Raw genomic sequence first — 23863 nt, 5'->3', positions numbered from 1 at the left:
TTTATATACAGATTGTAAAAAACATGGCTACGTTGGACAAAATACCCGATATAAGCAGGCATCAAACGGGCAAGAAATAAGCCTATTGCCTCCCGCATTAAACAAGGAAGAACAATAGGCAGTTTACTGCCTTTCTGGCAGGCAGCAGAGGCTAGTTATACCGTTTATCGTTCCCATCATTGCAAAACAAACAGAGGCTGAATGCCTCTGTTTGGGGTCTGCGGATAATTTTGTGTAATTTGAAATTCCTCATAGCAAGAAATAGTGGCTTTGTAAAAACATATTTGTTCATTGTCCCTTGATAAATCAGTTCCCTGGGCGAGACGGAAGTATGCACGCGTTAGCGTGAATGCTTCTGTCTCGGCTGGGGAATCGTACTTTAAAGGGGCAATTATCCTACGTATCGATCCTCAAAAAGTAAGGCCAAATGGTTCAAAACCATATCCCAATCCCGGTAACGCTGAGTCCATTTTTTTACAATATTATTCGATGCTAAGTATAACATTTTGCGTAAAGCATCATCATTAGGAAATACGGCTTTGGTCTTAGTTACTTTCCGAAATTGCCGATGCAATCCTTCTATAATATTTGTTGTATATATTATTTTCCTAATACTGGGGGGATATGCATAAAAAGTAGATAAAATATCCCAGTTGTCTTCCCAGCTTTTTATGGCAGCCGGATATTTTTGTCCCCACTTTTCTTTAAAGATCATTAGCTTTTCCAGTGCGGCTTCTTCTGTCACGGATGTGTAGACTTCTTTTAAATCAGCCGTAAAGACTTTTGCATGTTTGTAGTTTACATACCGCATACTCGCACGAATTTGGTGAATAATACAGCGCTGTATCCCGGCTTTAGGATAGGCGGCACCAATGGCTTCCCTAAAGCCACTTAGCCCATCAACACAGAATAGATAAACATCTTGTATGCCGCGGCTTTTCAGCTCATTTAAGACACTAAGCCAGAATTTGCTGCTTTCGTTTTCACCAATCCATATACCTAAAATTTCTTTATAACCGTCCAGGTTTACGCCCAATACAACATAAGCTGCCTTAGTAATGATCTGATGGTTTTCGCGAATTTTGTAGTGTATCGCATCCAAGAATATGAAAGGATATACTGCTTCCAAGGGCCGGTTTTGCCATTCAGTAAGTTGAGGCATGATTTTTTCACTGATTTTACTTACCAGCTCTGGCGAAATTTCTACATCGTACAGGCTTTTTATTTGGTCTGATACATCTCGAATGCTAAGTCCTGCAGCATAGAGCGATAATATTTTTTCTTCCATGCCATCAGCATTGCGGCTGTATTTGCCGATAATTTGAGGTTCATACCCACCGTTTCGATCACGGGGAATTGCAATCTCTACTTCACCAAGTTGCGTTTTTACTTTCTTTTTTGAGTAGCCGTTTCGATAATTTTTCGACACAGCTGGATTGACATTTTCCGACCGTCGTTCCTGTTTTTCGTAGCCTAATTCTGTTTCTAATTCTGCTTCCATTATTTCTTGGAGCACGTCTCGGAACATCTCTTTAATTGCATTCATAACTTCCGTGGTATTGTTGAACTTTTCATCTTTGATCAAATCTCTAATGACTTCCTTGGGTATTGTTTTCATAAAAACATCTTCCTTTCCGACTCAAATAGGTTTATTCCTATTCTTGCCAGTAAGGAAGATGTTTCAAACTTATTTACACAAAATTTTCTGTGCCCTCTCTGTTTGTTTTAAATCTGCCCTCCCCTGCATCCTGCTTAGCACCATTTTACAGAAAAAATTTGCTTAGCAATGATACATGTCACACTATTGCAGGGCTTTTTGCTCATCCATACCAGCCAGACGGAGGATATACCGTAATACAAGATTTGTGAGCCCAGCTCCATGTGCTGCAACAACAACTTCGGCTGAGGCAAATAGACAAACCTGATCCGCTACCGTTAAATTCTCCAACTGTCCCTGTCATGCTTCAACAACTAAACCACATTCATCCTTTGCCAAACATTAAATTAGGAACAAACAATACAATATCCGGAATAAAAATGCAAAGAACAACCACAATCAATACTGCAGCTAGTAGCATCCACGATTCTCTAAACTTTTTTAGTCTCTTTCACAACCTGTCTCTCCTTCGATGATTGGAAATTTTATATTAAATACTGAGCCTTTACCCTTTTCAGATTGTATGCTTATGTTCCCGTCATGCCTTTCAACAATACTTTTACATATCGATAATCCAAGGCCGGAACCATTCTTCTTTGTCGTATAAAACGGTTCAAATACTTTCTCAATAGAACTTTGTTCTATACCGCACCCAGTGTCACGTATTTCCAACTCAACTTCATTTGTTTCATGATTATGTGTGCAGCAAATGGTAAGTGCCCCCTCATCGAGAGCATCTAATGCATTCATAGCCAAATTTAAAATAAGTTGCTTAATCTCTTCGGAATTGATCAATATCATGGGTACTGTCTCATCAAGCTGCACATGACATTTACTATTTCGCGCCAATGCTTCACTTTCAACAAGCGGAAAAATGTTTTGTACAATTTTACTTAAAGACTCTTTCTTCTTCTCAACATACTTATCTTTTGCCAGCGATAAGTAATCACTAATGATACGGTTAGCTCTGTCTAATTCCCCGAGCACCGTATCAAATTGAGAGTTATAGATTCCTCCTGTCTTCTTTGCCAGAACCTGAATATAGCCCCGAATAACAGTCATCGGATTTCTTACCTCATGGGCCACAGAAGCCGCCATCTGCCCAACCATGTTTAAACGGTCAAGCCTAATCATATCTTTACGCAACTTTTCATGTTCTGTAACGTCATGACAAATTGCAATTGCACCCGTTATTTCTCCAGCCTTAGTTTTTAAAGGAACGGCACTGGTAATCCAATATCGATTAAACAAAAAGCAATACTCATCACGAATTTCTTCTCCTCTTAAAGCGCGGACAATCAAAGTGTTTTCAAAATCTCTATTAAGCCTGTCTGTATGGACTTTATAAGGGAGGTTTATTACGGTCTCCCAATTATAGGAATGATAGTTTAAAAACGCCTGATTGCATTCCGTTATAATGGCATTTTTGTCCACAACAAAGATCATCAACGGTGCTAATTCAATAAGTTTTTTTAATTTCTGGCTTTCCTCCAGATAATGTTGTTTTTCTTTTTTTAAGTTCTCCCGCAAGCTCACAACTGTATTAAAAAGTGGTTCAAGCTGCGGAAAATCCTTAAATTTAGCTAGCAATAGCTCCTTATTCGTAATTTGGTTTGCAAATTGTATCAGCGAACTGTCCAATTTCAGAAATACGGCGCGAACAACCAGCATTAGAACTATCCATATAAAAAAACTAATTATAATACCTTTGTAAAAAAAATTATTACTCTCATTCAAAACAAGGTCTATCTTCTTACTAACCCACGTAAAGCCAACTACCTGTCCAAGATGATAGATGGGAGAAATAGCTACAAGTATGGGAGTTCCGTCAACCTTCGAATCTTCTATCGCAACTACAGGTTCCCCAGTAGCATATACTTTTCTTACAGACGGATTATCGATCGAGATACATTCTTCCAGGTATACATTCGGATGCATCGCAATAATACTATCTAAGCTGCGGTGGTAAATCCCGATTCGATAATAGGGATAAATGCGAGCAAGTTCATCCACAAAATACTGATAGTAGGCATTACTATCTGATACTTTTTGAGATAAAAGCTCATCTCTAGTAAAACCATCTCGCCAATAAGCAGCCGGCTTGCCATTCTGGGGAAGTTGTGCCAATTTCGCAGAAACTCTGGTGATTTCCCGCTCATTTTCCATTAAAATAATTTCTTTTTGCTGTTCGGAAAAATAGAAAAATGCAACGCAAAGCGGCAAAGTAATTATAAAAGTGATAATACAATACGCTTTACAAGCGATACCCCTGCTTGTCATTAACACGCCTCCAGCATCCATAAACTAAGCAAATACATAGCTCCACATTAATTCCTGCCATCTACATATTTAATCAGTTATTGATATCATTCCTATTTCTTGCCCATTTCCTCATACAGCTTGTCTCTGATGTTCGTAAGTTGTAAGACCTCATAAGTCTCCTCACTGGCTCTCCGAAAATCGACTACATTTACATCTTCGACAATAATCATCCCCTTTTGAGTAAGCTCCGTCTTAAGCTGCGCAACCTCTTTTTCCATTTCCTGGGACGTCTCTGTTCCAGCTTTGTCACACTCTTCTATTAGAATTTTCTGATATTCAGGAGGAAGACTGTCAAAAAATTGCTTACTGACTACTTCGAAGTTGATCAACAAAATGTGCCTTGTCTCACTCATATACCTGGCTACTTCAAAAAGTTTGGCCTCTGTTACATTTCGATAAACAAGATCCGCACCTTCGACCTCCTTCTGTTCCATACCGATATAAACTTCACCGAAAGGAAGAGCTACCGGCTCTGCACCAAATGAACGCATAGTTTGCTGCCAAACAGGAGCACCAGGAACCCGGATACGTAAGCCCTGCATATCACCTGGATTCCTGATTGGTCTATTGCTTACCATATGTCTTGGCCCCTGTACCCAATTGAAAGACACTATTTTAATACCATATTTTTCTTCTAGTTCTTTTGCCCATTGCTTAATGGTAAATAATTCTTTGAGCTTTGCAACATCATCGATGCTGTCAAGAAAATAAGGAGCATTTATAACTGCAATTTCTGGAACATACATACCAAGTCGGGCTGAGTCAGTGCTCAAGCCTAGAGGTGCCCCTTGCCGCAACTGCTCAATTATGTTTTCTTCAAGACCAAGCTGAGCACTATGAAATACTTGGATTTCAAGCCCACCATTGGTTCTTTCCCCAACACGCTGCGCCCATTTCATGAAACCTTTATGAAAGGTTTCAGATTCTGTCAATACATGATTAAACTTTAAAACATACTTCACTTGAGATGCGTCTTGCTTAGTAGTTATTGGTGCACTTGTGCATGCGGCCACTGTAAGCGATAGGATAAGTACGCCCAATAAAATGCCAGGAATTTTTCTTACCCTTTCCACAAACAACCTCCTTCCCAAGATAAATACCTAATCCGCGTAGATTTAACCATTTGCATGGGGACATTTGCTGAACGCTGTCATCTACCCCATAGATAAGTTCTAGTAATTATTTCCATAAAAGTATAAAAAATCCTTCTTTTTTTAAAAAAATATGTCATCCCAGGCTAAATAAGCCACTAGACGACAGAAAAACTATGCTGCAGCATCATTTCAGCATAGTCTCAACAAAATCCCCGTAGTCTAATTCTTCTTGTAACCATAAATTAGACTACGAGGGCAGCCAACTGTTGCGTTTCTATGAGATACAAATTCCGTAAGCTGGCAATAATTCAAGCAGAATGTACTGTCGCTGAACCTGCAATCCATCATGAAACTTCTTCCAGTCACTAGTAATAAACGCAGGAGTATAAGTAAATAGTTGACCGGGGTCGTCAATTTCCAATGCAGTACCGAGAGCTTTGTGCTTCCAAGAGCCTTCCCCTTTCGCCTGGTATGACGGAATTGAACTAACTCCCGCAATTTCACCGGTTATAGCTCTCCTGCCCCATTCGTCATGACGTTTATCGCCATCTTTATCGCGAATGTCTACGAAAAGGGATTCGAGAGTATTTTGCTGCTTCTCAGTCAAACCAGGATAGCCGTCATATAAGGCTGACAAATCGCCTGCTAACGGCACTGGCGACTTCCGGCAGGCAATAAAGAGGCGCATAGCTTTTATGATGTTTTCGGCAGCCAAAAGGAAATACTGCGTATTATTGTAAGTCTGGATTCCGCGTCCAAGGTCCTCAATAAAACTGAACTGCCATTCCTTCAAATAAGGTAAATCGGGATTACAAATTGCTGAACCATGGCCGACAGGAAGTAAATCGATCACTCGGTTTTTCATTTGTTGCATTAAATCAACAGGCACTAGCTGGTTGGAATCATTACGCCAGAAGATTGATTTCACCTTATTTATTCCATCAATAACACCTGCAAATCCCCTATGCGCCCACGTATCGGCATAGGTATGCAGCGAAATGCCAAATCGGTGCAGTCCATAAGGTTTGTCCCCGCAGCGGATGGATTCCTTTACCATATCACGAGCCACAAAACTATCAGATGTGCAGATGATACGTTCAATAAAGGATTTATCTTCCACCTTTCCTTGGGCATAACCACAATTACCAGGCAAGAAATGAAACGGCAGCCAGACGTTATGATTTTCTACATTGTCGGCGTTATGGTATATATCAAATACATCGTGAGCAGAACTGGTACGAGTGTAGCTGGCACCAGTATCAAATTTGAGATGCCCGGTATTATTAGCATCATCTACATACTGGGATGCATAGGCAAGCGTATTCGCATCCTCCAAACTAAATCCCGCCCAGCTGGCCAACACATAGATTACATCATAATGGAAGTCCTTTTGCATGGTAATTCCCTCCAGTATAAAAATTATTTCTATGGTGAATCGCATCACTTGTAAGTCAAGTTATCTCGACTTACAATAGGAATGATGACTTTCGCTAATATTTTACCATTTTTTTCTATGAGTGTCTTAGTTTATAGTGACCAAAGATAAGACCAAATACTATTTGTACGAGCACGTAACTGTATTATACTTCTGTCGCATTATAGCTTTTGACTGATAGCCCTGTCCAAAGTGTGAAAGGAACAATCGGCTAACGGCTAATTCATTGAGGAGGAACTATGAACCAACAGGAACAGCAGTTTGAACTAGCACGACTCGCCGAAACACTCCAGCAAGTACAAGCCCAAATACAGAAAAACAAGGAAGTTGTGGGCTGCCATCAGCATGCACTCAAAAATTCTCTCCAGGATTACTGGAATGGTGGCGGCGGTAGTTCTATTGATGAAGCACAACATGTCGAGACCATGAATCGCCAGCGCGCACTTTCTAAACATTCGCAGGGGACTGCCCGTCATCTAATCAAAATGCTGAAGTCCCCCTACTTTGGCCGGATTGACTTTTCTGAAGCTCATTATAATGATACGGAGAAAATCTATATTGGAATTGGCAGTCTGGCTAGTGAAGACGGTGAATTCCTCGTCTATGACTGGCGCGCCCCGGTATCAAGCATGTTCTATGATTATGGTCTTGGTGATGCAGCCTACACCTGCCCGGCAGGCGTAATCAAAGGAACTATTACCCTCAAGCGCCAATACAAGATTGCTGATGGGCACATCCAGTATATGTTTGATTCTGATCTGACAATTGATGACGATATCCTTCAAGAACTACTAGCTAAAAGTGTCAATGAAAAGATGCATACCATTGTTAACAGCATCCAACGGGATCAAAATCAGATTATCCGTGATGAGCAGCATAAGGTACTATTTTTGGAGGGGCCGGCCGGCAGCGGCAAAACATCAGTTGCCTTACACCGCATAGCCTTTTTGCTTTATCAGAACCGGGAAAGACTAACCTCCCAGAATGTATTAATCCTATCCCCTAACTTTATTTTTAGTGATTATATTTCTAACGTCTTGCCGGAAATAGGCGAAGCAAACGTTGTCCAAATGACTTTTCAGGACTACACTGCCAGGTCTGCCGCCCATATCCCCTTGCGCCTTGAAACCCGTACAGATTACTTTGAGCACATGCTGGTTTCTAATGCCAACAAACAGCGGGCAGCTACTATCAGCTTTAAATCATCACAACTCTTTAACGAGGTTTTAACCAACTATCTTAACTGGCTGGCAGCAGATTGGATTAATGAACACCCGTCTATCACAGCTCGGGGCGAAACGCTGTTTGGCCAGAACGAATGGCAGCACTACTATCAAAATAGCTTTCGCATGATGCCGCCGGCAATCCGTCTCGAAAAAATCAGAACAATTATCCAAAAACGAATGCATGATCTCATCTACGATGTCCGGCGTGAAAAGATCGCACAACTCACTGAAGCCGGTGAAGAAGTCAATGAAAAGGTGATCAGGGCACTGGCCAGAATCGAGGCAAGAAGCGAGCTAAAACCCATTACCGATTATGTAGAAAAACTGACAACACTGGATGCCTTAGAGGAATATGCAGCCCTTTTTTCTGATGACAGATTGTTCACAGTTACCGGCACGCCTATTCCTGGCAATTGGGGCGCGATAAAAGCACAGACACGTAAGCTTATTACCAGGGGTATCCTTCCCTATGAAGACATTGCACCCTTTTTGTACTTTCAGGGTGTTGTGCAGGGTTTTCCGGTCAAACAAGATATTAAGCATGTTGTAATTGACGAGGCCCAGGATTATTCGGCTTTTCAATACAAAATTCTGGCTCAGCTATTCCCCAACAGTTCCTGGACAATTGTCGGTGATCCTGCACAGTCAATCCAGCCTTTTGTTAATACAGCCAGTTTTACAAAAGCCAGTAACATCCTGGGCCAAGAGCAAACCTTGCATTTCCGTTTGACCAAAAGCTACCGTTCAACCCAAGCCATTCAGGCTTTCTGCCAGGCAATATTACCAAGTGCCGGCGAGAGTCTTTCCATCAACCGTCCTGGCCCGAAACCTACAGTTATTCAAATAAATAATCATGGAAATATAGCTGCTGCGCTTCTTAGCACTATCCAAACAGTACAGAGTGAGGGTTTGAAATCTATTGCAGTTATCACTAAAAATGTAACCCAGGCCCTCAGAATTTATTCTCAGTTGAAAGGAGCTACCGAGACTACCCTAATAAGTAAAGATGACGACAAATTCTCTACCGGAATTGTTGTCATCCCCTCCTATCTGGCTAAAGGCTTAGAGTTTGATGCTGTATTTATAGTTAATACAGACGCAACTAATTATAGCCAAGAACAGGATGGGAATATTCTATATACAATCTGTACTCGGGCTTTGCACCGTTTATATCTGTTTTATACGGGAAGTCTGTCGCCTTATTTGCGGCGGGTTGACAGAAGCTTGTATACTACTATGTAATGAACTCATCTTCCTCTCTTTCCCTCCAGTTTCGTAAGCAATTGCCCTGCACGTCGCGCGAGCCGCTCTGTACAGGGCGGGTATAATGCGGTATAATTAACAGATACATTGGATGAAGAGATGGGGAAACAGGGTGATTATACCGGAATACGAAAAGAAGAGCTTGAGCGATATAGTTGTTTCTTATGTAAAAAACAAAATTTTGTCTGGCACATTAAAAAGCGGCGATAAATTGATTGAGGCGGATATCTCTAACGAGTTAAGCACCAGCCGCGCTCCGGTGCGCGAAGCGATGCGAATTCTGAACGAGCAAGGGATTATCTCTTTTTCACCGAGAAAAGGCAATCAGGTTCTGGAAATGAGCCCAAAAGAGATTCTAGAGATATTTGAGATTCGCATCTCGCTCGAAATACAGATATTGGACCTACTTGTCACTCAACACATGCTTCAAAAGGAAGATTACCAGGAATTGCAGAATCTAACGTCACAGATGCAGGATGGCGAACGACAATGTAGTAAAAATGAAGAACGTGTATTCCTGTTGAATACATTGGATTTGTCTTTTCACCGCTACTTGTGGAAGGCTTCTGAAAGCCACCGACGTGCGCAGATTCTGGAGGGATTGTTTTACCAGCTTCTGCTTGCTATGAACCAAAATATCGTGTCGTTGGGCTCCTTTGAGGAGAAGGCTCAGGAGCATTTACGAATTCTTAATGCATTGAAAACAAAACAGTTGCCGATTGTTTTAGAGGAGTTCCAGCAACATCTGCACACTTATATTGAAACAACGCTTGTCGACAACATGCAAATTAATAAGGCTATTTATCATGGTTGGAAACCATAGATTCGGGAAGAGTCAATCAGTCATTATATTTTCAGCATCCATCAGCTATACTAATCCGGCAGAAGGCTTGGAGTTACCACCGGCAGTGGGCTGTCGCGCTAAGAGAGCACTATAAGAAAATAAAAGAGAGGGTGTCTCAAAATAGGTTTTTTTAACCTACGAGAGGCACCCTCTCCTCGTTTTGAGAGAGAAAAAACAAGCTTATTTAATGGACAATTTCGTCTGACCATTCTCCTTGATGCTTCGGATGCAGTGGCATAGGTCTTACCCATTCAGCCAACTACAATTTAAACCTACTTACGGCTTGCGTCAATTTTTCCGCCATTTTGGCCAAAGCCTCACTGGACGCAGCAATTTCTTCCATGGATGCCGCCTGCTCCTCAGTAACCGCGGAAATCGTCTGGGTTTGACCGGCAGTATCCTTGTTTATTCCATCAATTTCTTTTACGGCAGCAACAATATCCTGGCTGCCACAGGCAACTCGCTGCACCGTATTGGTAATTTTGCTCACCTGTTCTGATACTTGTTCAAACAATGTTACAATCTCGTCAAAGGCACAGCCTGCATTGTTGACAACTTCCGCCCCTAGCTTTACTTCGCGAGTGCCCTCATCCATGGCTGCAACTGCACTGGTAGTCTCACTTTGTATTTCGCCAATTAAGCCGGCAATCTGTTTGGCGGCTTCCCTGGACTGTTCCGCCAGTTTGCGGACTTCTTCGGCCACTACGGCAAAGCCGCGCCCTTGTTCACCGGCACGGGCGGCCTCAATAGCGGCGTTAAGAGCAAGCAGGTTGGTCTGACTGGCAATACCGGCAATGGTGTCGACAATTTGGCCGATTTCTTTGGAGCGTTCCCCCAGCTTAACTACAATCTGAGCAGAGTGTGCCACTTTTGTCTCAATAGTAACCATTTGCCGCACTGCTGCTTCGACCGCTTCGCCCCCTTTTTGGGCGGCGACTGATGCTTTCCCGGAAGTTACCTCAACTATGCCGACATTGCCGGCAACCTGGTTGAGCTCGTTTGCAATGCGTTCAACAACAGCCGTGGCCTCATGAACAGCTCCGGTTTGCCGCTCGGTACCGGCTGCCACCGCCGTGATGCTCAATGCCGTTTGGGTTGCTCCTTGAGCCGACTGCTCGGCGCTTGCCGTCAACTGCTCTGACGAAGATGCCAGTGTCTCTGCCGATTGCATGACCTGTACCATCAGAGTATGCAAGTTGCCGGACATTGTGCTAAACGCCGTTGCCAATTGACCGATCTCGTCATTTGCTGTTTGTTTTTCCCCGATGTCGCTAAGATCACCTGCGGCAACCCTATTGGCGGTTGCGGACAATTTTTGTATCGGCTTGATAATCCGTCGATTTACAAAATAGGATAATGTGAAAACAAACAAGAGCAGGGAAACAATCATCAATATAATATTGAAATACATCACCCTATGCAAGCCCGCAAAAACTTCATCAGTCGGGTAAACCAGCAGCAGTGTCATGCCTGTATTTCCTACAGGAGAGTATACGATGTAATTATCTTTTACTTGCATAATTCCTGATTTGTCCGATGTTAGCGCAGCTTCACCCAACGCCTTCCAATCCTTGTCGGCCACTTCCGTAAGTTTTACTGCTAAGTCTTTAGTCGGCTCAGTTTTGGTGCCGGCATAATTGCCAATAACCAAACCGGCTCTGGTAAGTGCGAAGGCATAACCGTTCCGGCCCACCCGAATATCTGTCAGCTGCTTCTTAAACATGTCTAAGGTGAAATCCGCTTCGGCCACACCAATGCGCTTACCATTTTTTTCTATCGGGTGAACACAAGTTACCCACATTAGATCGGCATCACTTTGATCGACATATGGCTCTGAATAATCGACCGGTTTTTGAGAGTTTATACCTAATTTATACCACCCTTTAGCATGATAATCCACTACGCTGTATTCCCACGTTAAAACCGGTATGCCGTTTTTATCCTTCATTATGTACGGGAAATGATTTTTCACATCCGGCTGATAACTATACGGTTCAAACGCCATGCCGGCACCGGCAAAGGTCTTACTTTTTTGTACACTTCTCATAATATAATTAATTACAATATCTTCCCGGTACTCCGTCATAGTTGCAATCATATTACCCAGGTTTATTGCTTCATCAGAAATCTCTTTGATCGGAATATACAGTGACGTTGCCTCTTGCGAAGCCTGAAGCAATAATTTTTCTTCCAATTGGTTTACTGCATACTCTTTGATTTGTGTTGACGAAACATATGTCTGAATACTAAATACCAGTAGGGTAATGCCAGTAATGATGAGGATAAAAAAAGAACGGATACTTTTCACAAGCTTCTCACCTCTATTGACTTACTTATGACGGGGATGGTAGTGAGTATGAAGGAGTTCATGGGATTTGTGACCAAGCGGTTTACCTAAATACTCATTATACAAGGCTTTTACTGCCGGATTTTTATGCGACTGCCGGATCGGCAGCTCACGGTCGGCCTGGTACAGTCCGGCCATCCGGGCTTCCCTGGTAGCCTTAGTGGTGCCCCAAGGCTGTCCGCCGCCGCCAATACAACCGCCAGGGCAGCACATGATTTCAACAAACTGGTAATCACATGCGCCAGTACGGATTTTGTCTAAAATAACCCGGGCATTTTTAAGGCCGTTGGCAATGGCCACTTTAACCTTTTTGCCGTCCAGGTCAACTTCTGCGTCTTTAACGCCGGTGAGGCCGCGTATACCTTCAAAATCGACATTAGCCAGTTCTTTGCCTGTTACGACTTCATAGACAGTACGGAGAGCCGCTTCCATAACACCGCCGGAGGTGCCGAAGATGACAGCAGCGCCGGTAGAGAGGCCAAGCGGAGCATCAAATTCTTCATTGCCTAATTTGTTAAAGTCAAAACCGGCCTGTTTAATCATTCTGGCCAATTCACGGGTAGTTAAAACAACATCTACATCGCGGTACCCGCTGCCATTCATTTCCGGACGGGCACTTTCATATTTTTTCGCCGTACAAGGCATAATGGACACCGATACAATCTTAGCGGCGTCGATACCCGCTTTTTCGGGGTAATAGCTCTTGGCCAAGGCCCCAAACATTTGTTGCGGCGATTTGCAGGTGGAAACATGGGGCAGTAAATCAGGGTAGAAGGTTTCTACAAAGTTGATCCAGCCTGGGCTGCAGGAAGTAATAAGCGGCAAGGTACCGCCATTTGTCATTCTCTCCAGGAGCTCGCTGCCTTCTTCCATGATGGTGACGTCAGCGGCAAAGTCGGTATCAAATACTTTGTCAAACCCTAAGCGGCGCAGAGCGGCTACCATCTTCCCGGTCGTAATGCTGCCTGGTTCTAAACCGAATTCTTCGCCCAGGGCTACACGGACGGCCGGCGCTGCCTGCACGACTACATGCTTTTCTTTATCGCCAATCGCCTGCCAGACTTTTTCTGTTTCATCCTTTTCATAGAGGGCCCCTACCGGACAAACAGAAATACATTGGCCACAGTACACACAGGTGCTGTCCTGGAGCGGACGGTCAAAAGCGGTCGTTATTTCATATTCAACAGACCGGTGAGCCGTATTGATAGCGCTTACGGTCTGCACTTCCTGGCACATTTCCACACAGCGGCCGCATTTTACGCATTTGGCCATGTCGCGGACAATGACGCCGCTCGTGTCTTCCAGCGGCAATTGTTTTGGTTCATTTTTAAATAGTGGCTTGCTAATACCAAAATCGCGAGCCAGTTGTTGCAATTCACAACTCGTGTTTCTCACACATTTCAGGCAGTCTTGCGGATGCTCGGCCAGGATAAGCTCCAGAACATCTTTTCTGGCCTGATGAACAGCCGGATTATTGGTGATAAATTCGGCTCCGTCCCATACTTCGTTGCTGCAAGCGGTTTTTAGTTTTCTCTGACCTTTAACCTCAACTACGCAGATACGGCAGGTAGCACGTACTTTTAGGTCAGGATGGTAGCAGAGGACAGGAATTTTTACACCCGCCATTTTGGCGGCATCCAGGATAAGTGTGGTTTCCGGGCAGGATACGGGAATGCCGTCAATGGTTACATTTACGATTTTATTAGGATCTGATGCATGATGACCCATCACTATTCACCTCTTTCCTGTTCACTAAAGCAGACTTTTGCCGGACATTGCTTGTTCAGGTGATCTTCAAACTCGGATTTGAAGTGTTTCCAGCAGGTATTTAGGGCAACTGCTGCCGCTTGGCCCAAACCGCAGAAAGAAGCCTTGGTCATGGTATCGATTAAGTGCTTGAGGACAATCATATCGTCATTTGTGGCTTCCCCCGCGGAAATTTTGCATAAAATTGCATAAATTTGTTTGTTGCCTTCGCGGCAAGGGGTACATTTACCACAGGATTCATGGATAAAGAATTCGGTTACGCCTTTAAGATAATCGATGACGCACACGTCTTCATCCATAACTACGATGGCGCCGGAGCCAACACTTAATCCAGCATTTCTGAGCGCTTTATAGCAATATACGGTGTCAAGCTGGGCTTCGCTGCCAATAGGTCCGGACTGTCCGCCCAGATGGAAGAATTTTAGTTTTTTACCGTTAAGGATGCCGCCGCCCAGCTCCGGATCATAAATGGCATCCCGCAGGCTGACACCGAACGGAATTTCGTATACGCCACGGTTAACGACATTACCGGACAGACAGATAAGCTTAGTGCCGCCGCTGTCTTGCGTGCCATAACTCAAATATTTGTCGCCGCCCTCTAAGACGATGGTAGGAATATTGGCGATGGATTCCACGTTATTTACGAGGGTCGGCAGGAGAAATAAACCCACTTCGGCCAGATGAGGCGGTTTAATGCGCGGACGGCCGGCCTTGCCTTCGATGGAATTTAAGAGCGCGGAGTTTTCGCCGCATACATAGGCTCCGGCTCCGGTCATAATATGGATGTTGAATGCAAAACCGGTGCCGTTAATGTTCTGGCCCAGATAGCCGGCTTTAACGGCATTATCAATGGCGCTTTGGAATACTTTTTGGATAGCGCGGTATTCGCCGCGAATATAGATGTAACCGTCATGGGAGTTGAAAACATAACCGGCAATGGTCATGCCTTCAATGACCCGGAGCGGGTCCTGCCCCAGGAGGATTTTGTCTTTGAAGGTGCCGGGCTCGCCTTCGTCGGCATTGATAACGATATATTTGGGGAATTCGGAAATTTCCAAAAGCTGTTCCCATTTGGAGCCGACCGGGTAGGCGGCGCCGCCGCGCCCTAGCAGTTTGGCTTTCTTGACTTCGTCGATGATTTCTTCGGGCTTCATGGTAAAAGCCTTTTTCAGACCTTCATATCCGCCGGCTTGGACATAATCCTCCACCGAATCAGGACGAAGGACACCGCAGTTTCCAGATATCAGTTTTTTTATTTTTGTCATGCTTTCGCCTCCCGGTAACTTGTAACGATTTCGGCTACTTTGGCCGCTGTCAGATTGCCATAGACTTCATCGCCGATTTTGGCTACCGGACCAATATCGCAGGCGCCTACACAGCTGGTGTGCATGAGGGTAAACAGATTGTCAGGAGTTGTCCTGCCGAGCTTAATGCCTAAAACTTCTTCAAACATGGCAACTACAGCATCGGCTTTAGTTACATGACAGGGTGTGCTTTTGCAAATTTCAATGACATATCGGCCACGTGGTTCAATGTTGAACATGGCATAAAAGGTTAATACATCATGAACTTTGGTAATTGGCAAATCTAATTGGCAGGCGACAACTTCAGCCCATTCTTCGGCAACATAGTTCTCGCCCGAACTGGCCTGAATATCCAGCAAAATTGATAACAACTGCTCCTTAGCTTTACCGTATTTATTGATAATGGCCAAGACTTGCTCGTATCTTCTGATAATTTCTAATGCCTGGTCTTTTGTTACTGTTGAACAACACATGCTTGTTAGCTCACCCTTTCTTTGGCATACTAATTTAACTAGTAAAATAATTTTCCAAATAAGTGACAAAAAGCCTTTGGACCGGCGATAACACCATTTCTTTTTTAAAAACAAGATGCAATTGTCGGACAAATGCCTGCTGTTCAAGGTCATATACCTTGATTTGCCCAATCTTTTCATAGGCAGCTGCAGCGACTTGGGAAACGAAGGATACCCCCATCCCATGGGACACAGCGGATAGGATACTCTGGGTGTCGTGGAAATAGGCCACAACATTCAAATTCTGGACAGAAACGCCTTGCTTATGCAGCAGTTGCTCCATTTCCACGCGAGTGCCGGAACCGTCCCCGCGCATCACAAAAGGCTGCTGCCGTAAAAACGCTGGCAGATCGCGATACATCTCCCCTTTGTTAACGATCATAGATTTGGGGGTGATCAGTACCAGTGTGTCACGATAGAAAGGAACCGTCATCAAACGGCGGGAATTGACACTTGTGCCAACTAGGCCAAAATCATACCGGTACCCTAAAAGCTCTTCCACAACCTGCAGGCTGTCTGCCTGGTGGACATGAAACACGATATGGGGATACTGTTTTTGAAATGCCGTAATGATTTCCGGCAGCAGGAACTGAGCGGGCACGGTAGAGGCTAAGATGCTGATTTCTCCACTCATTTCCCGGTCAACCTTATTGACACTGCTGATAGCCTCATCGCGCAAAGCAAGGATGTTTTTGGCACGGTGAAACAACTCTTTGCCTGTTTGGGTTGGATAAACCGCCTTGGTAGAGCGTATTAAGAGCTGCGCCCCTATCTCATTCTCCAGAGAACTTATGTGGGCGCTGATGGTCGGCTGCGACAAATAGATCATGTCGGCTGCCTTGGAAAAGCTGTTGTGCTGAACCACTGCGACAAATGCTTCCAGTTGTTTCATTTCCATCTTTGCTACCTCCGTGCAAAATCCGCTCAAGCGCCTGCACAAAGCAGTCCGCTTCCTGTTCTGTATTGCTTGCCTAAATAATCAACCAGGCATAATTTCCCTATATACCACACACTCCGCCGGTATTGGCGCCGGCGGAGTGCAATGACAATCTTAGATTTTTACCTCAAAGAGCGTTGGCTCTTCAATAGCAGTGCTCAAAGCATCTAAAGCAACACCTACGCGATGTTTGCGAAGCTTATGCTGCTCTTCCTTGGAAGTAGCCGGGTCACCAAGAGGATAAGGAATGGAGATAGTCGGAACCATACGGTTAACGCCCACTGTTTTCATAACAGGAATCAAGTTAGCCATTTGAACTATAGTAATTCCTGCACGTTCGATTTCTCTAGTCATCGTTGCACCGCAACGTGTGCAAGTGCCTCAAGTGGAGGTTAAGATAACGGCCTGTACACCCTCATTTACCAGTTCGTGGGCAATTTCTTTACCCATTCTGGCGGCTTCAGCCTGGGTAGTACCAGTACCAACAGTGGAGTAGAAGTATTTATATACGCCGCCGATTTTTCCTTCTTTGGCAAACTCTTTCAGTACATCCAGCGGAACAATAACGTTAGGATCATTGTTGGCTGCCGCAGGGTCAAAGCCGGCATGGATGGTCATGAACTCGCCCTTCTTCAGGGTATCCATAGCATCGACGTCATATTTGCCCCACTTAGTTGCAGAAGCAGATTGGATGCGGTCCGGGTTGCCAACCGGCACGATACCGCCGGAGGTAGCCAGCGCAACTTTCATGGTTGCCAGCTTCTCAGCAGGAATAGCAGGCGCAATCGGAGCACGTTCGGACTTAGGAATCGGCAGCTCGCTCTTATACGGTTCGCCCTTCAGCTTTTTCAGCAGCATGTCGATTACACGCTCGGTAGCAGGTACCGGCGGGTTCAGCCAGACTTGCTGACGGATGCCACGGCCGAAATAGCCTTCTTCTTCAGCAGGGAGCAATGTCTCTTTGTTAATAAGTTTCAGAGCAAAGTTAGCCACTGCAGTTATATCTTTTCTCATAGCAGCAGCGCTGGCGCCGCCTTTGAAGATGTACATTTCTTTTCTATACATTTCTACGCCGGGGTTCTCATCGTTCATAGAAGTGATGGCAGGAACGCCAAATTTCTTCTGAACAGCCGAGCAAATGTGCCCGCAAGCTGCGCCATAACGACCGGCACGGAATGCAGGACCAGCAATGAAAATGTCAAACTCTTTGTCTTCCAGGAAGCCCAAAATACGCTTAATAGCTTCTTCAGTATTGGAGCCGATAAAGTTGTCACCGCAAATGATAGTGTGAGTTACTTTCACTTTATCGCCGAAAGCAGCTTGCAGCGCCATCGCCGGTCCAACTAAACCTTCGCGAATCTCCGGCTCAAAATCAGCAAACTCCTCGCCGCCAATCTGTCCAAAAAACTGGTTAATGTACAGAATCGTTTTCACACTTTTCCCTCCTTAAAATTCCTTCATTGTTTTTGTCGACCAGCCAGTAACCTGATCACCGCAGAACATGGCATTGTTCTCCATGATGATCGAACCGTCCGGACGAACAGATGCTCCGTGTTTCTCGTCATGAGCCCAGCCGCCGGAAAGACCGTCGCGTGCAAGAGCTTCGAGCTCTCCCAGTACAACCTTCATTGGAGGCAGAGTAATGAAGTCGGATACGTTACCGCAGGAAACAATGGCGTTAGCTTTCTCATCCATGGATACCAGCGGCTGGCTCGCGCCGTCACGGCCTGTACACTCATTAGACAGACCAATGGTCTTAACGCCGGCATTTTCCAGGGCCACAAGGCAGCCAGTGAAGTCAGCATCCGGGTTGCCATAGCCTTCCTCAACAACGATTGCACTATCAGCACCCAAAGATGTTGCCAGTTGGGCAACAAACAGAGCAGCCCGATCTTTTTGCTCCAGTGCTACGTTGAGGTTCGACATGATAACTCCCAGGAAGTTAACAGTCTTGCCATGCTCTTGGTACAGTCTCTTAATCATCGGGAAGTTTTGGAAATCATAAGTGGACCACTTGGAGGAGCAAGGCATGAACGAGCCGGAGATCATAGCGCCGTCCAGCACTTCGTTAGGATGCATAAAGGTAGGAAGCATACGATTGCAATCCCAACCGTAGTTAAGGTCATTGTAACCCAGTTCTTCCATCTGAGACTGCGGTTGCAGCACCATTACAACGCTAGGCAGCTCGCTAGCAGCGCCGCGCTTGGTAAGAGCAGGCAAATCATAGGTCTCAACGTCAGTTGAGGTAAGATCTTTCGTGCAAGCGCCCAGGTATTCAGCTAAACGCATACCAGCCCAACGCAGCGCACGGTTTTTCTTTTGTTGCTCTTTTTGCTCGAACAATTCATCGGTATCAGCAACCAGCACCAGGTTTTTCAACTGAGAAAAATAGGTGTACTTGGCGCCTTCGCCAGCCATATCGATCAGACCGTCTTGGAAACCGCCCCAATGCTTGCCTACTACAAGAACGCTCATGTCCTTGAGGGCATGGGTGGTGCCATTGCCGGCCTGCATCAGTTTGCCGGTTACGCCTGGGAATACAGGGCCGCCGCCAACGCGATGCCGTGGCTCAATAGCTTCTTTTACCGGCATAAGACGAACTTCGTCGCCTGGTTTTACAATGTGCAACTCAGCAACGGTGATATGGCTGTCTTCCTTCACCACTGCCAGGGCTTCCTCTTTATTGACTGTCAGGATTCCGTCAGCGTATGCTGTTTTATCGCCGAACTGTATATCCCTAACATGAAAATTCACAATATCCAGTTTCATTTCAACAGTCCTTTCATATTATAATTCTATCCTAAGGTCACTGATAATCTTTTTTAGGCAAAGAACAATATCCGCAAATTCTTCCGGCTCAATTGTGCGCAAATCTAATTGCAGGCAGTCATCCGCTATCCGCGCAATAATAGGAATGGAATTTTCCCTCAGCTTGGTTTCCAGCCTGTTGGGAGACAGCTCTTCCATATGAATGGCGACAGCGTATGATTCTAACTCCACCGCCGGCAGGGAACCGCCTCCCACCCGGGCTGCACTCCTCACCACACTGCACCTGCAGCCGACTTCGGCAAGTAAACTTGCAAGCTGCTCCGCCTTTTCCCGGACAACCGCCAGTGTTTGGGCAATCATCCGTAACGTCGGGATGGACTTGACAGCTTTGGCAGGGTCGAGATACTGGCGCAGGGTGATTTCCAGCGCAGTCAGCGTCAGCTTGTCGATGCGTAATGCCCGCAGCAGATGATTCTTTTTCATCGCAGCTATATAGGCTGACTTGCCTACGATAATTCCCGCCTGCGGACCACCCAGCAGCTTGTCGCCGCTAAAGCAGACCAGATCTGCCCCCTGCCTGACGCACTGCTCCACGGTCATCTCACCGGCTATTCCATAAGGAGCTAGATCGACCATCAAACCACTTCCCAGATCATAGAAAGATGGCAGCTGGTTTTTCCGGGCGATTTCCGCAAGCTCCGGCATTTCCACCTCTTCGGTAAAACCAATAATCTTATAGTTGCTGGTATGCACCTTGAGCAAAGCGCCGGTGTGTTCAGAAATGGCATCAATATAATCAGAAGGGTGCGTTTTGTTGGTGGTTCCTACCTCCACCAGCTTGCAGCCGCTGGCGGCCATAATGTTGGGAACACGGAAAGAGCCGCCGATCTCAACCAACTCCCCCCGGGAGACTACAACCTCACGGCCTTTGGTGATGGAATCCAGCACAAGATAAACGGCTGCCGCGTTGTTGTTCACAATCAGGGCGGCTTCGGCACCAGTCAGGCGAATGAGCAAGTCTTCCACATGCTGATAACGTGATCCCCTGCTACCATCGTCCAGATCGTATTCCAGATTGGAATACCTGCAGCCCACACTGGCCAGCATGTCTGCACATTCTTCTGACAGACGGGCTCTGCCCAGATTGGTATGAAGAATTACGCCGGTAGCATTAACGACACCCCGTAAATGTGGCTGTGACTGCCGTTTTAGTTCCAGCCGGATACCGGTGAGTAATTCTTCCTGATTGCAATAGTCCCGCTTACCGGCAACAAGGCTTTCGCGATAACGGCCCAGTTCTTCCTGGATTACCGACTTTATCAGGTTGCGCGGCAGATCGCTGGCTTCGCTTTCTATGGCCCGCAAGAGGTCATCCATCTTAGGTAAAGTACGCAGGCATTGCTGCTTCGTCATGGAAAGAGGCCTCCTTGCACAAGCTGTTGTTATTCGCCGATATACCCTTTGCCCAGCAAAATGCTCTTGGCCTGTTCCACTTTTGCTTCAGAGAGCAAAACTACCGGTCCAGTACAACCCATGCCGCTTTCGGCATAGATATTTTCTTTCCATAAGGCCTGTACGGCATCTTCTAAATCCAAAATTTCAATGCCGTGAATTTCCGCAGTCACCACTTCTTTGGGCGGCTGCACCACTGCCTCTGTGACTTCTCCGGCTTGTTTTTGAGCCCGGCAACCGGCAAAGATGGCATCAAGCCCGGCTTGTTTGGCCGCCTTGAATTCTTTCTCAAATACGCTCTTGTATTCACCGCGAACCAGTTCGGCAGCAAATTCAATGGCTCCTTTGACAACCGGGGCACCAGATGCACGGGATACGATGAGGATGAGCTTGTCGATGTTTTCGCCCATGCCCGGTCCGTAGCCGTAGCCGACCGATTCGTAGCTGCCACCGGTGCTGTAGGAGGAGAACATCTTCATTAAGATGTTGCCTGTCAGGGAATCGGCGACCATGACGTCGCAGGAACCCATGAGGAGGTCGTTGCCCCGCATAACAGCGCCGCCGTCGCTTCGCCCTGAGGTGGCAAACCGGATGGGATAGCCACTGTTTTGCAGTTTTTGCAGTTGGATTTCCGCCTGGCGTGCCCCATCAATATTGAGGAGGCCCACTGTCGGTTCAGCCACACCGCAGGCTTTGGCTGTGGCAATCCCATACAGGGCATTGCGTACAAGTCCTTCTACCCGGTCAAGGGCGCTGGTGCCGGTGGTGGTGGCAATGTACATGGCCTTGCCCTTGGCCGGGGTAATGACACGGCCTACGGTGGAGACACCGATGGGGAAAGGGTAGTGCATGGTTACGCCGCCTTGGGCTTCGCCGCTGTCTAAGAGGGTCTCCAGCGCTTTATGGCCTTCTTCTTCTGAGGAAATGAGCACGGTTTCCACGCCAGGGCAGGTAGCCGGCTGGGTGCCGATGACTTTAACCTTGATGCCCTGCTTGGCTGCCATAGCAGCCGCCTGGTACAGCTCGGCTTCGCCATGTTCACTGCCCATGGCGGTGAGGGCGATGACAGCTCGGGGCGCCTGGGCGCCGGTTTCCAGGGAGTCGGCCAGCTTGAGGAAGGTGTCGGCAATCATGCGGTTGATTTGTTTATCCGCCATAGCGCTACTCCTCCAACTTTCCGGCCAGATGTCCGGCAAACTCCCGCAGGGATGCGGCGATTAACTGTTGCACCCGGGCTTCTGTTACGCCGGATTCTTGACCTCTACCACTGTTTTTCTGCAATACAAAGGAGATTCCGTCAAACAGGTTGGTCATACGTCCTAAGAACAGGCTGCCTTTGCCGACAAACATGGCGCGCTCGATGGAGCCTGCCAGGATTTCCCGTTGGGCAAAGCCCATGTACGGAACGCCGGAAGGAATATGGCCTTGTGTAGGAGCCCAGCCGGTCATGCCGTGCTTTTCAACGAAGGCGTTCAGCTCGCTTTTTTGTATTTGGCCCTTCATGGCCGCTAAGGCGCCAATCATTTTGTAGTTGGCTTCAGGGACATTGCCTGCACCGGCTGGTTTGGTAATGTCAGGATTTTGCATTTCTACCGAGTATTTGTCTACATCGGTCAGTTTAAGTCCTGCTTTTTCGAGCGGTGTAAAGGTTAATGCCGAGATAACGTTTTGCGGCGAGGAGCCGGTGCCTACGGTGTGACGACCCAGAATGTCGGTGTTGAGTTCCGGGTTGATGCCGTCATTTTCCGAAATGAGCACAGCAAAGCCTCCCACGCAGTCTTCTAAAATGGGCAGCCCTTTTTTCAGGTGGTCTTTACCATTCATACCCAGCTTGGCGGTGGAGCCGCCGGCAGCTACTACGACGTTTTTAAAGACGCCTGCTTTCACCAGAGAGGCCGCTTGTACCAAGGCATGAGTAGGACCGGCGCAGAAACCGCGCACGTCACTGCCGGTGGCATTAACGAGGCCTGCCATTTCGGCGGCTGCTTTGGCAAAGTTGCCGCCGCCGCGTTGGTTCATATCGCCGCAGGCTTCTTCGGAGCACTCGATGATGTAGTCGACGGCTGCTTTATCCACACCGGTCTGGTGAATTAATTGCATAATCGAAGCTACGCATGAGGCTTTAGAAACCAGGTTTTCAAAGATGACATGGGCCGACAGCGAGTCGTCAATGTCATGGGCGGCCTTAACGCAACCCACCACTTCACCATTCAGATGAATGGCCTCAGCACCGGCGTTTTTGACAAAATCAGCAATTTCTTCTGCGGTAGCGGCTTTATCTAGGGCAGTAAGCAAGTTGTTATCAACCAGCGGATGGGCTTCCAGCTTAGCTTTCACAGCTTTGCTGCAGCTTTCATTCAGCTTGACCAAGTCAAAGACATCACAGATCTTCATCATACCGATGAATTCATCCTGAGGCATGATTTCTCCGAGCGCACCCTGACGCTTGGCTTCTACGCGCTTGTCATGCCAAGGCGCAGGGATGGCGGCCAGTTCTTCCGGCGTCATATTGCCGATATATACCTGATTGGGCGGATAAGCTACACAGGCTTCATAGTCACGTATGCCGTTAACGATGTCTTTCAGGTAGTCGGAATCAGGTTTTACTCTCTTTTCAGTAGTCTGGGTCGTGCCATTATGGATAACCATATCCGGCGTATGTGCCAGAAAATAGCCCGTCCCTTTGAGTACGCTATACATAAGAAACATCCTTTCGTCTAAAGATTAAACGGGCGGTAAAAGATAAGGTTAATAGGTAATCCTCTCTTTTACCGCCCGCATCATCCGGCTTCTTTCTTCAGAAAGACTTGGCTGGTGCCAAATCCCCATAGGCCGACGGTAAAATCCTTAGTCGTTTTTATGCCCCCAGAATTTATTTGTAAATTCTGGTAGACAAATAAAGCAGACTAACCTTCAGGTGGGGTTTTACCCCAT

The 23863-nt window shown here is 46.2% G+C and carries 17 protein-coding genes; 2 read left to right on the top strand and 15 right to left on the bottom strand.

Translation table 11 applies throughout. The annotated features are described in order from the left end of the window. Positions 1–391 precede the first annotated feature (391 nt). The 5 genes from SALPA_RS15910 to SALPA_RS15890 form a co-directional block, all read right to left on the bottom strand. Complete coding sequence (locus tag SALPA_RS15910; protein WP_145096032.1) at positions 392–1618, bottom strand: IS256 family transposase; 1227 nt, start codon at positions 1616–1618, stop codon at positions 392–394. A gap of 183 nt (positions 1619–1801) precedes the next feature. Further along, a complete protein-coding gene (locus tag SALPA_RS15905) occupies positions 1802–1948 on the bottom strand; it encodes a glycosyltransferase 61 family protein (protein ID WP_145096029.1) in 147 nt (48 codons plus the stop codon). A 150-nt stretch (positions 1949–2098) separates the two neighbouring features. Continuing rightward, complete coding sequence (locus SALPA_RS15900) at positions 2099–3958, bottom strand: nitrogen regulation protein NR(II) (RefSeq protein WP_145096026.1); 1860 nt, start codon at positions 3956–3958, stop codon at positions 2099–2101. Positions 3959–4029: 71 nt separating this feature from the next. After that, a complete protein-coding gene (locus SALPA_RS15895; protein WP_145096023.1) occupies positions 4030–5052 on the bottom strand; it encodes a C4-dicarboxylate TRAP transporter substrate-binding protein in 1023 nt (340 codons plus the stop codon). Positions 5053–5347: 295 nt separating this feature from the next. After that, complete coding sequence (locus SALPA_RS15890) at positions 5348–6469, bottom strand: DUF6765 family protein (RefSeq protein WP_145096020.1); 1122 nt, start codon at positions 6467–6469, stop codon at positions 5348–5350. A gap of 278 nt (positions 6470–6747) precedes the next feature. On the opposite strand from SALPA_RS15890, the gene helD reads away from it, so the two are divergent. Together helD and SALPA_RS15880 are read left to right on the top strand one after the other, a co-directional pair. Next, a complete protein-coding gene (gene helD / locus SALPA_RS15885) occupies positions 6748–8976 on the top strand; it encodes an RNA polymerase recycling motor HelD (protein ID WP_145096017.1) in 2229 nt (742 codons plus the stop codon). A 112-nt stretch (positions 8977–9088) separates the two neighbouring features. Next, positions 9089–9820: a GntR family transcriptional regulator gene (locus SALPA_RS15880; protein WP_145096014.1), complete on the top strand. Its 732-nt coding sequence runs from the start codon at positions 9089–9091 to the stop codon at positions 9818–9820. 280 nt (positions 9821–10100) lie between these two features. Here SALPA_RS15880 and SALPA_RS15875 read toward each other — a convergent pair whose 3' ends face one another. The 10 genes from SALPA_RS15875 to grdC all read right to left on the bottom strand — a co-directional run bounded on the left by SALPA_RS15875 (position 10101) and on the right by grdC (position 23629). Continuing rightward, positions 10101–12149, bottom strand: coding sequence for a methyl-accepting chemotaxis protein (locus SALPA_RS15875; RefSeq protein ID WP_145096011.1), 2049 nt, complete (start codon positions 12147–12149; stop codon positions 10101–10103). Positions 12150–12170: 21 nt separating this feature from the next. Continuing rightward, positions 12171–13916: an NADH-dependent [FeFe] hydrogenase, group A6 gene (locus tag SALPA_RS15870; RefSeq protein WP_145096008.1), complete on the bottom strand. Its 1746-nt coding sequence runs from the start codon at positions 13914–13916 to the stop codon at positions 12171–12173. A 2-nt stretch (positions 13917–13918) separates the two neighbouring features. Beyond that, entirely contained in the window at positions 13919–15220 is a 1302-nt protein-coding gene (locus SALPA_RS15865) for an NADH-quinone oxidoreductase subunit F (protein ID WP_145096005.1), read from the bottom strand. After that, positions 15217–15732: an NAD(P)H-dependent oxidoreductase subunit E gene (locus tag SALPA_RS15860; protein WP_145096002.1), complete on the bottom strand. Its 516-nt coding sequence runs from the start codon at positions 15730–15732 to the stop codon at positions 15217–15219. Before SALPA_RS15860 ends, SALPA_RS15865 begins: the two co-directional genes overlap by 4 nt. A gap of 34 nt (positions 15733–15766) precedes the next feature. Then, complete coding sequence (locus tag SALPA_RS15855; RefSeq protein ID WP_145095999.1) at positions 15767–16669, bottom strand: selenium metabolism-associated LysR family transcriptional regulator; 903 nt, start codon at positions 16667–16669, stop codon at positions 15767–15769. 153 nt (positions 16670–16822) lie between these two features. Continuing rightward, positions 16823–18142 (bottom strand): betaine reductase selenoprotein B, encoded by a 1320-nt coding sequence (gene grdH / locus SALPA_RS15850; protein WP_145095994.1) that lies wholly within the window; start codon positions 18140–18142, stop codon positions 16823–16825. Positions 18143–18154: 12 nt separating this feature from the next. Beyond that, entirely contained in the window at positions 18155–19477 is a 1323-nt protein-coding gene (locus tag SALPA_RS15845) for a glycine/sarcosine/betaine reductase component B subunit (RefSeq protein ID WP_145095991.1), read from the bottom strand. Between the two features lie 18 nt (positions 19478–19495). After that, positions 19496–20890, bottom strand: a complete 1395-nt coding sequence (gene selA / locus SALPA_RS15840) for an L-seryl-tRNA(Sec) selenium transferase (protein WP_145095988.1) — start codon at positions 20888–20890, stop codon at positions 19496–19498. 29 nt (positions 20891–20919) lie between these two features. Next, entirely contained in the window at positions 20920–22086 is a 1167-nt protein-coding gene (gene grdD, locus SALPA_RS15835; RefSeq protein WP_145095985.1) for a glycine/sarcosine/betaine reductase complex component C subunit alpha, read from the bottom strand. Between the two features lie 4 nt (positions 22087–22090). Beyond that, positions 22091–23629, bottom strand: a complete 1539-nt coding sequence (gene grdC, locus SALPA_RS15830; RefSeq protein ID WP_145095983.1) for a glycine/sarcosine/betaine reductase complex component C subunit beta — start codon at positions 23627–23629, stop codon at positions 22091–22093. Between the last annotated feature and the right edge of the window lie 234 nt (positions 23630–23863).

This window comes from Sporomusa sp. KB1 (assembly GCF_007830295.1).
Classification (GTDB): Bacteria; Bacillota; Negativicutes; order Sporomusales; family Sporomusaceae; genus Sporomusa.
This window is presented reverse-complemented; position numbering and strand designations above follow the sequence as displayed.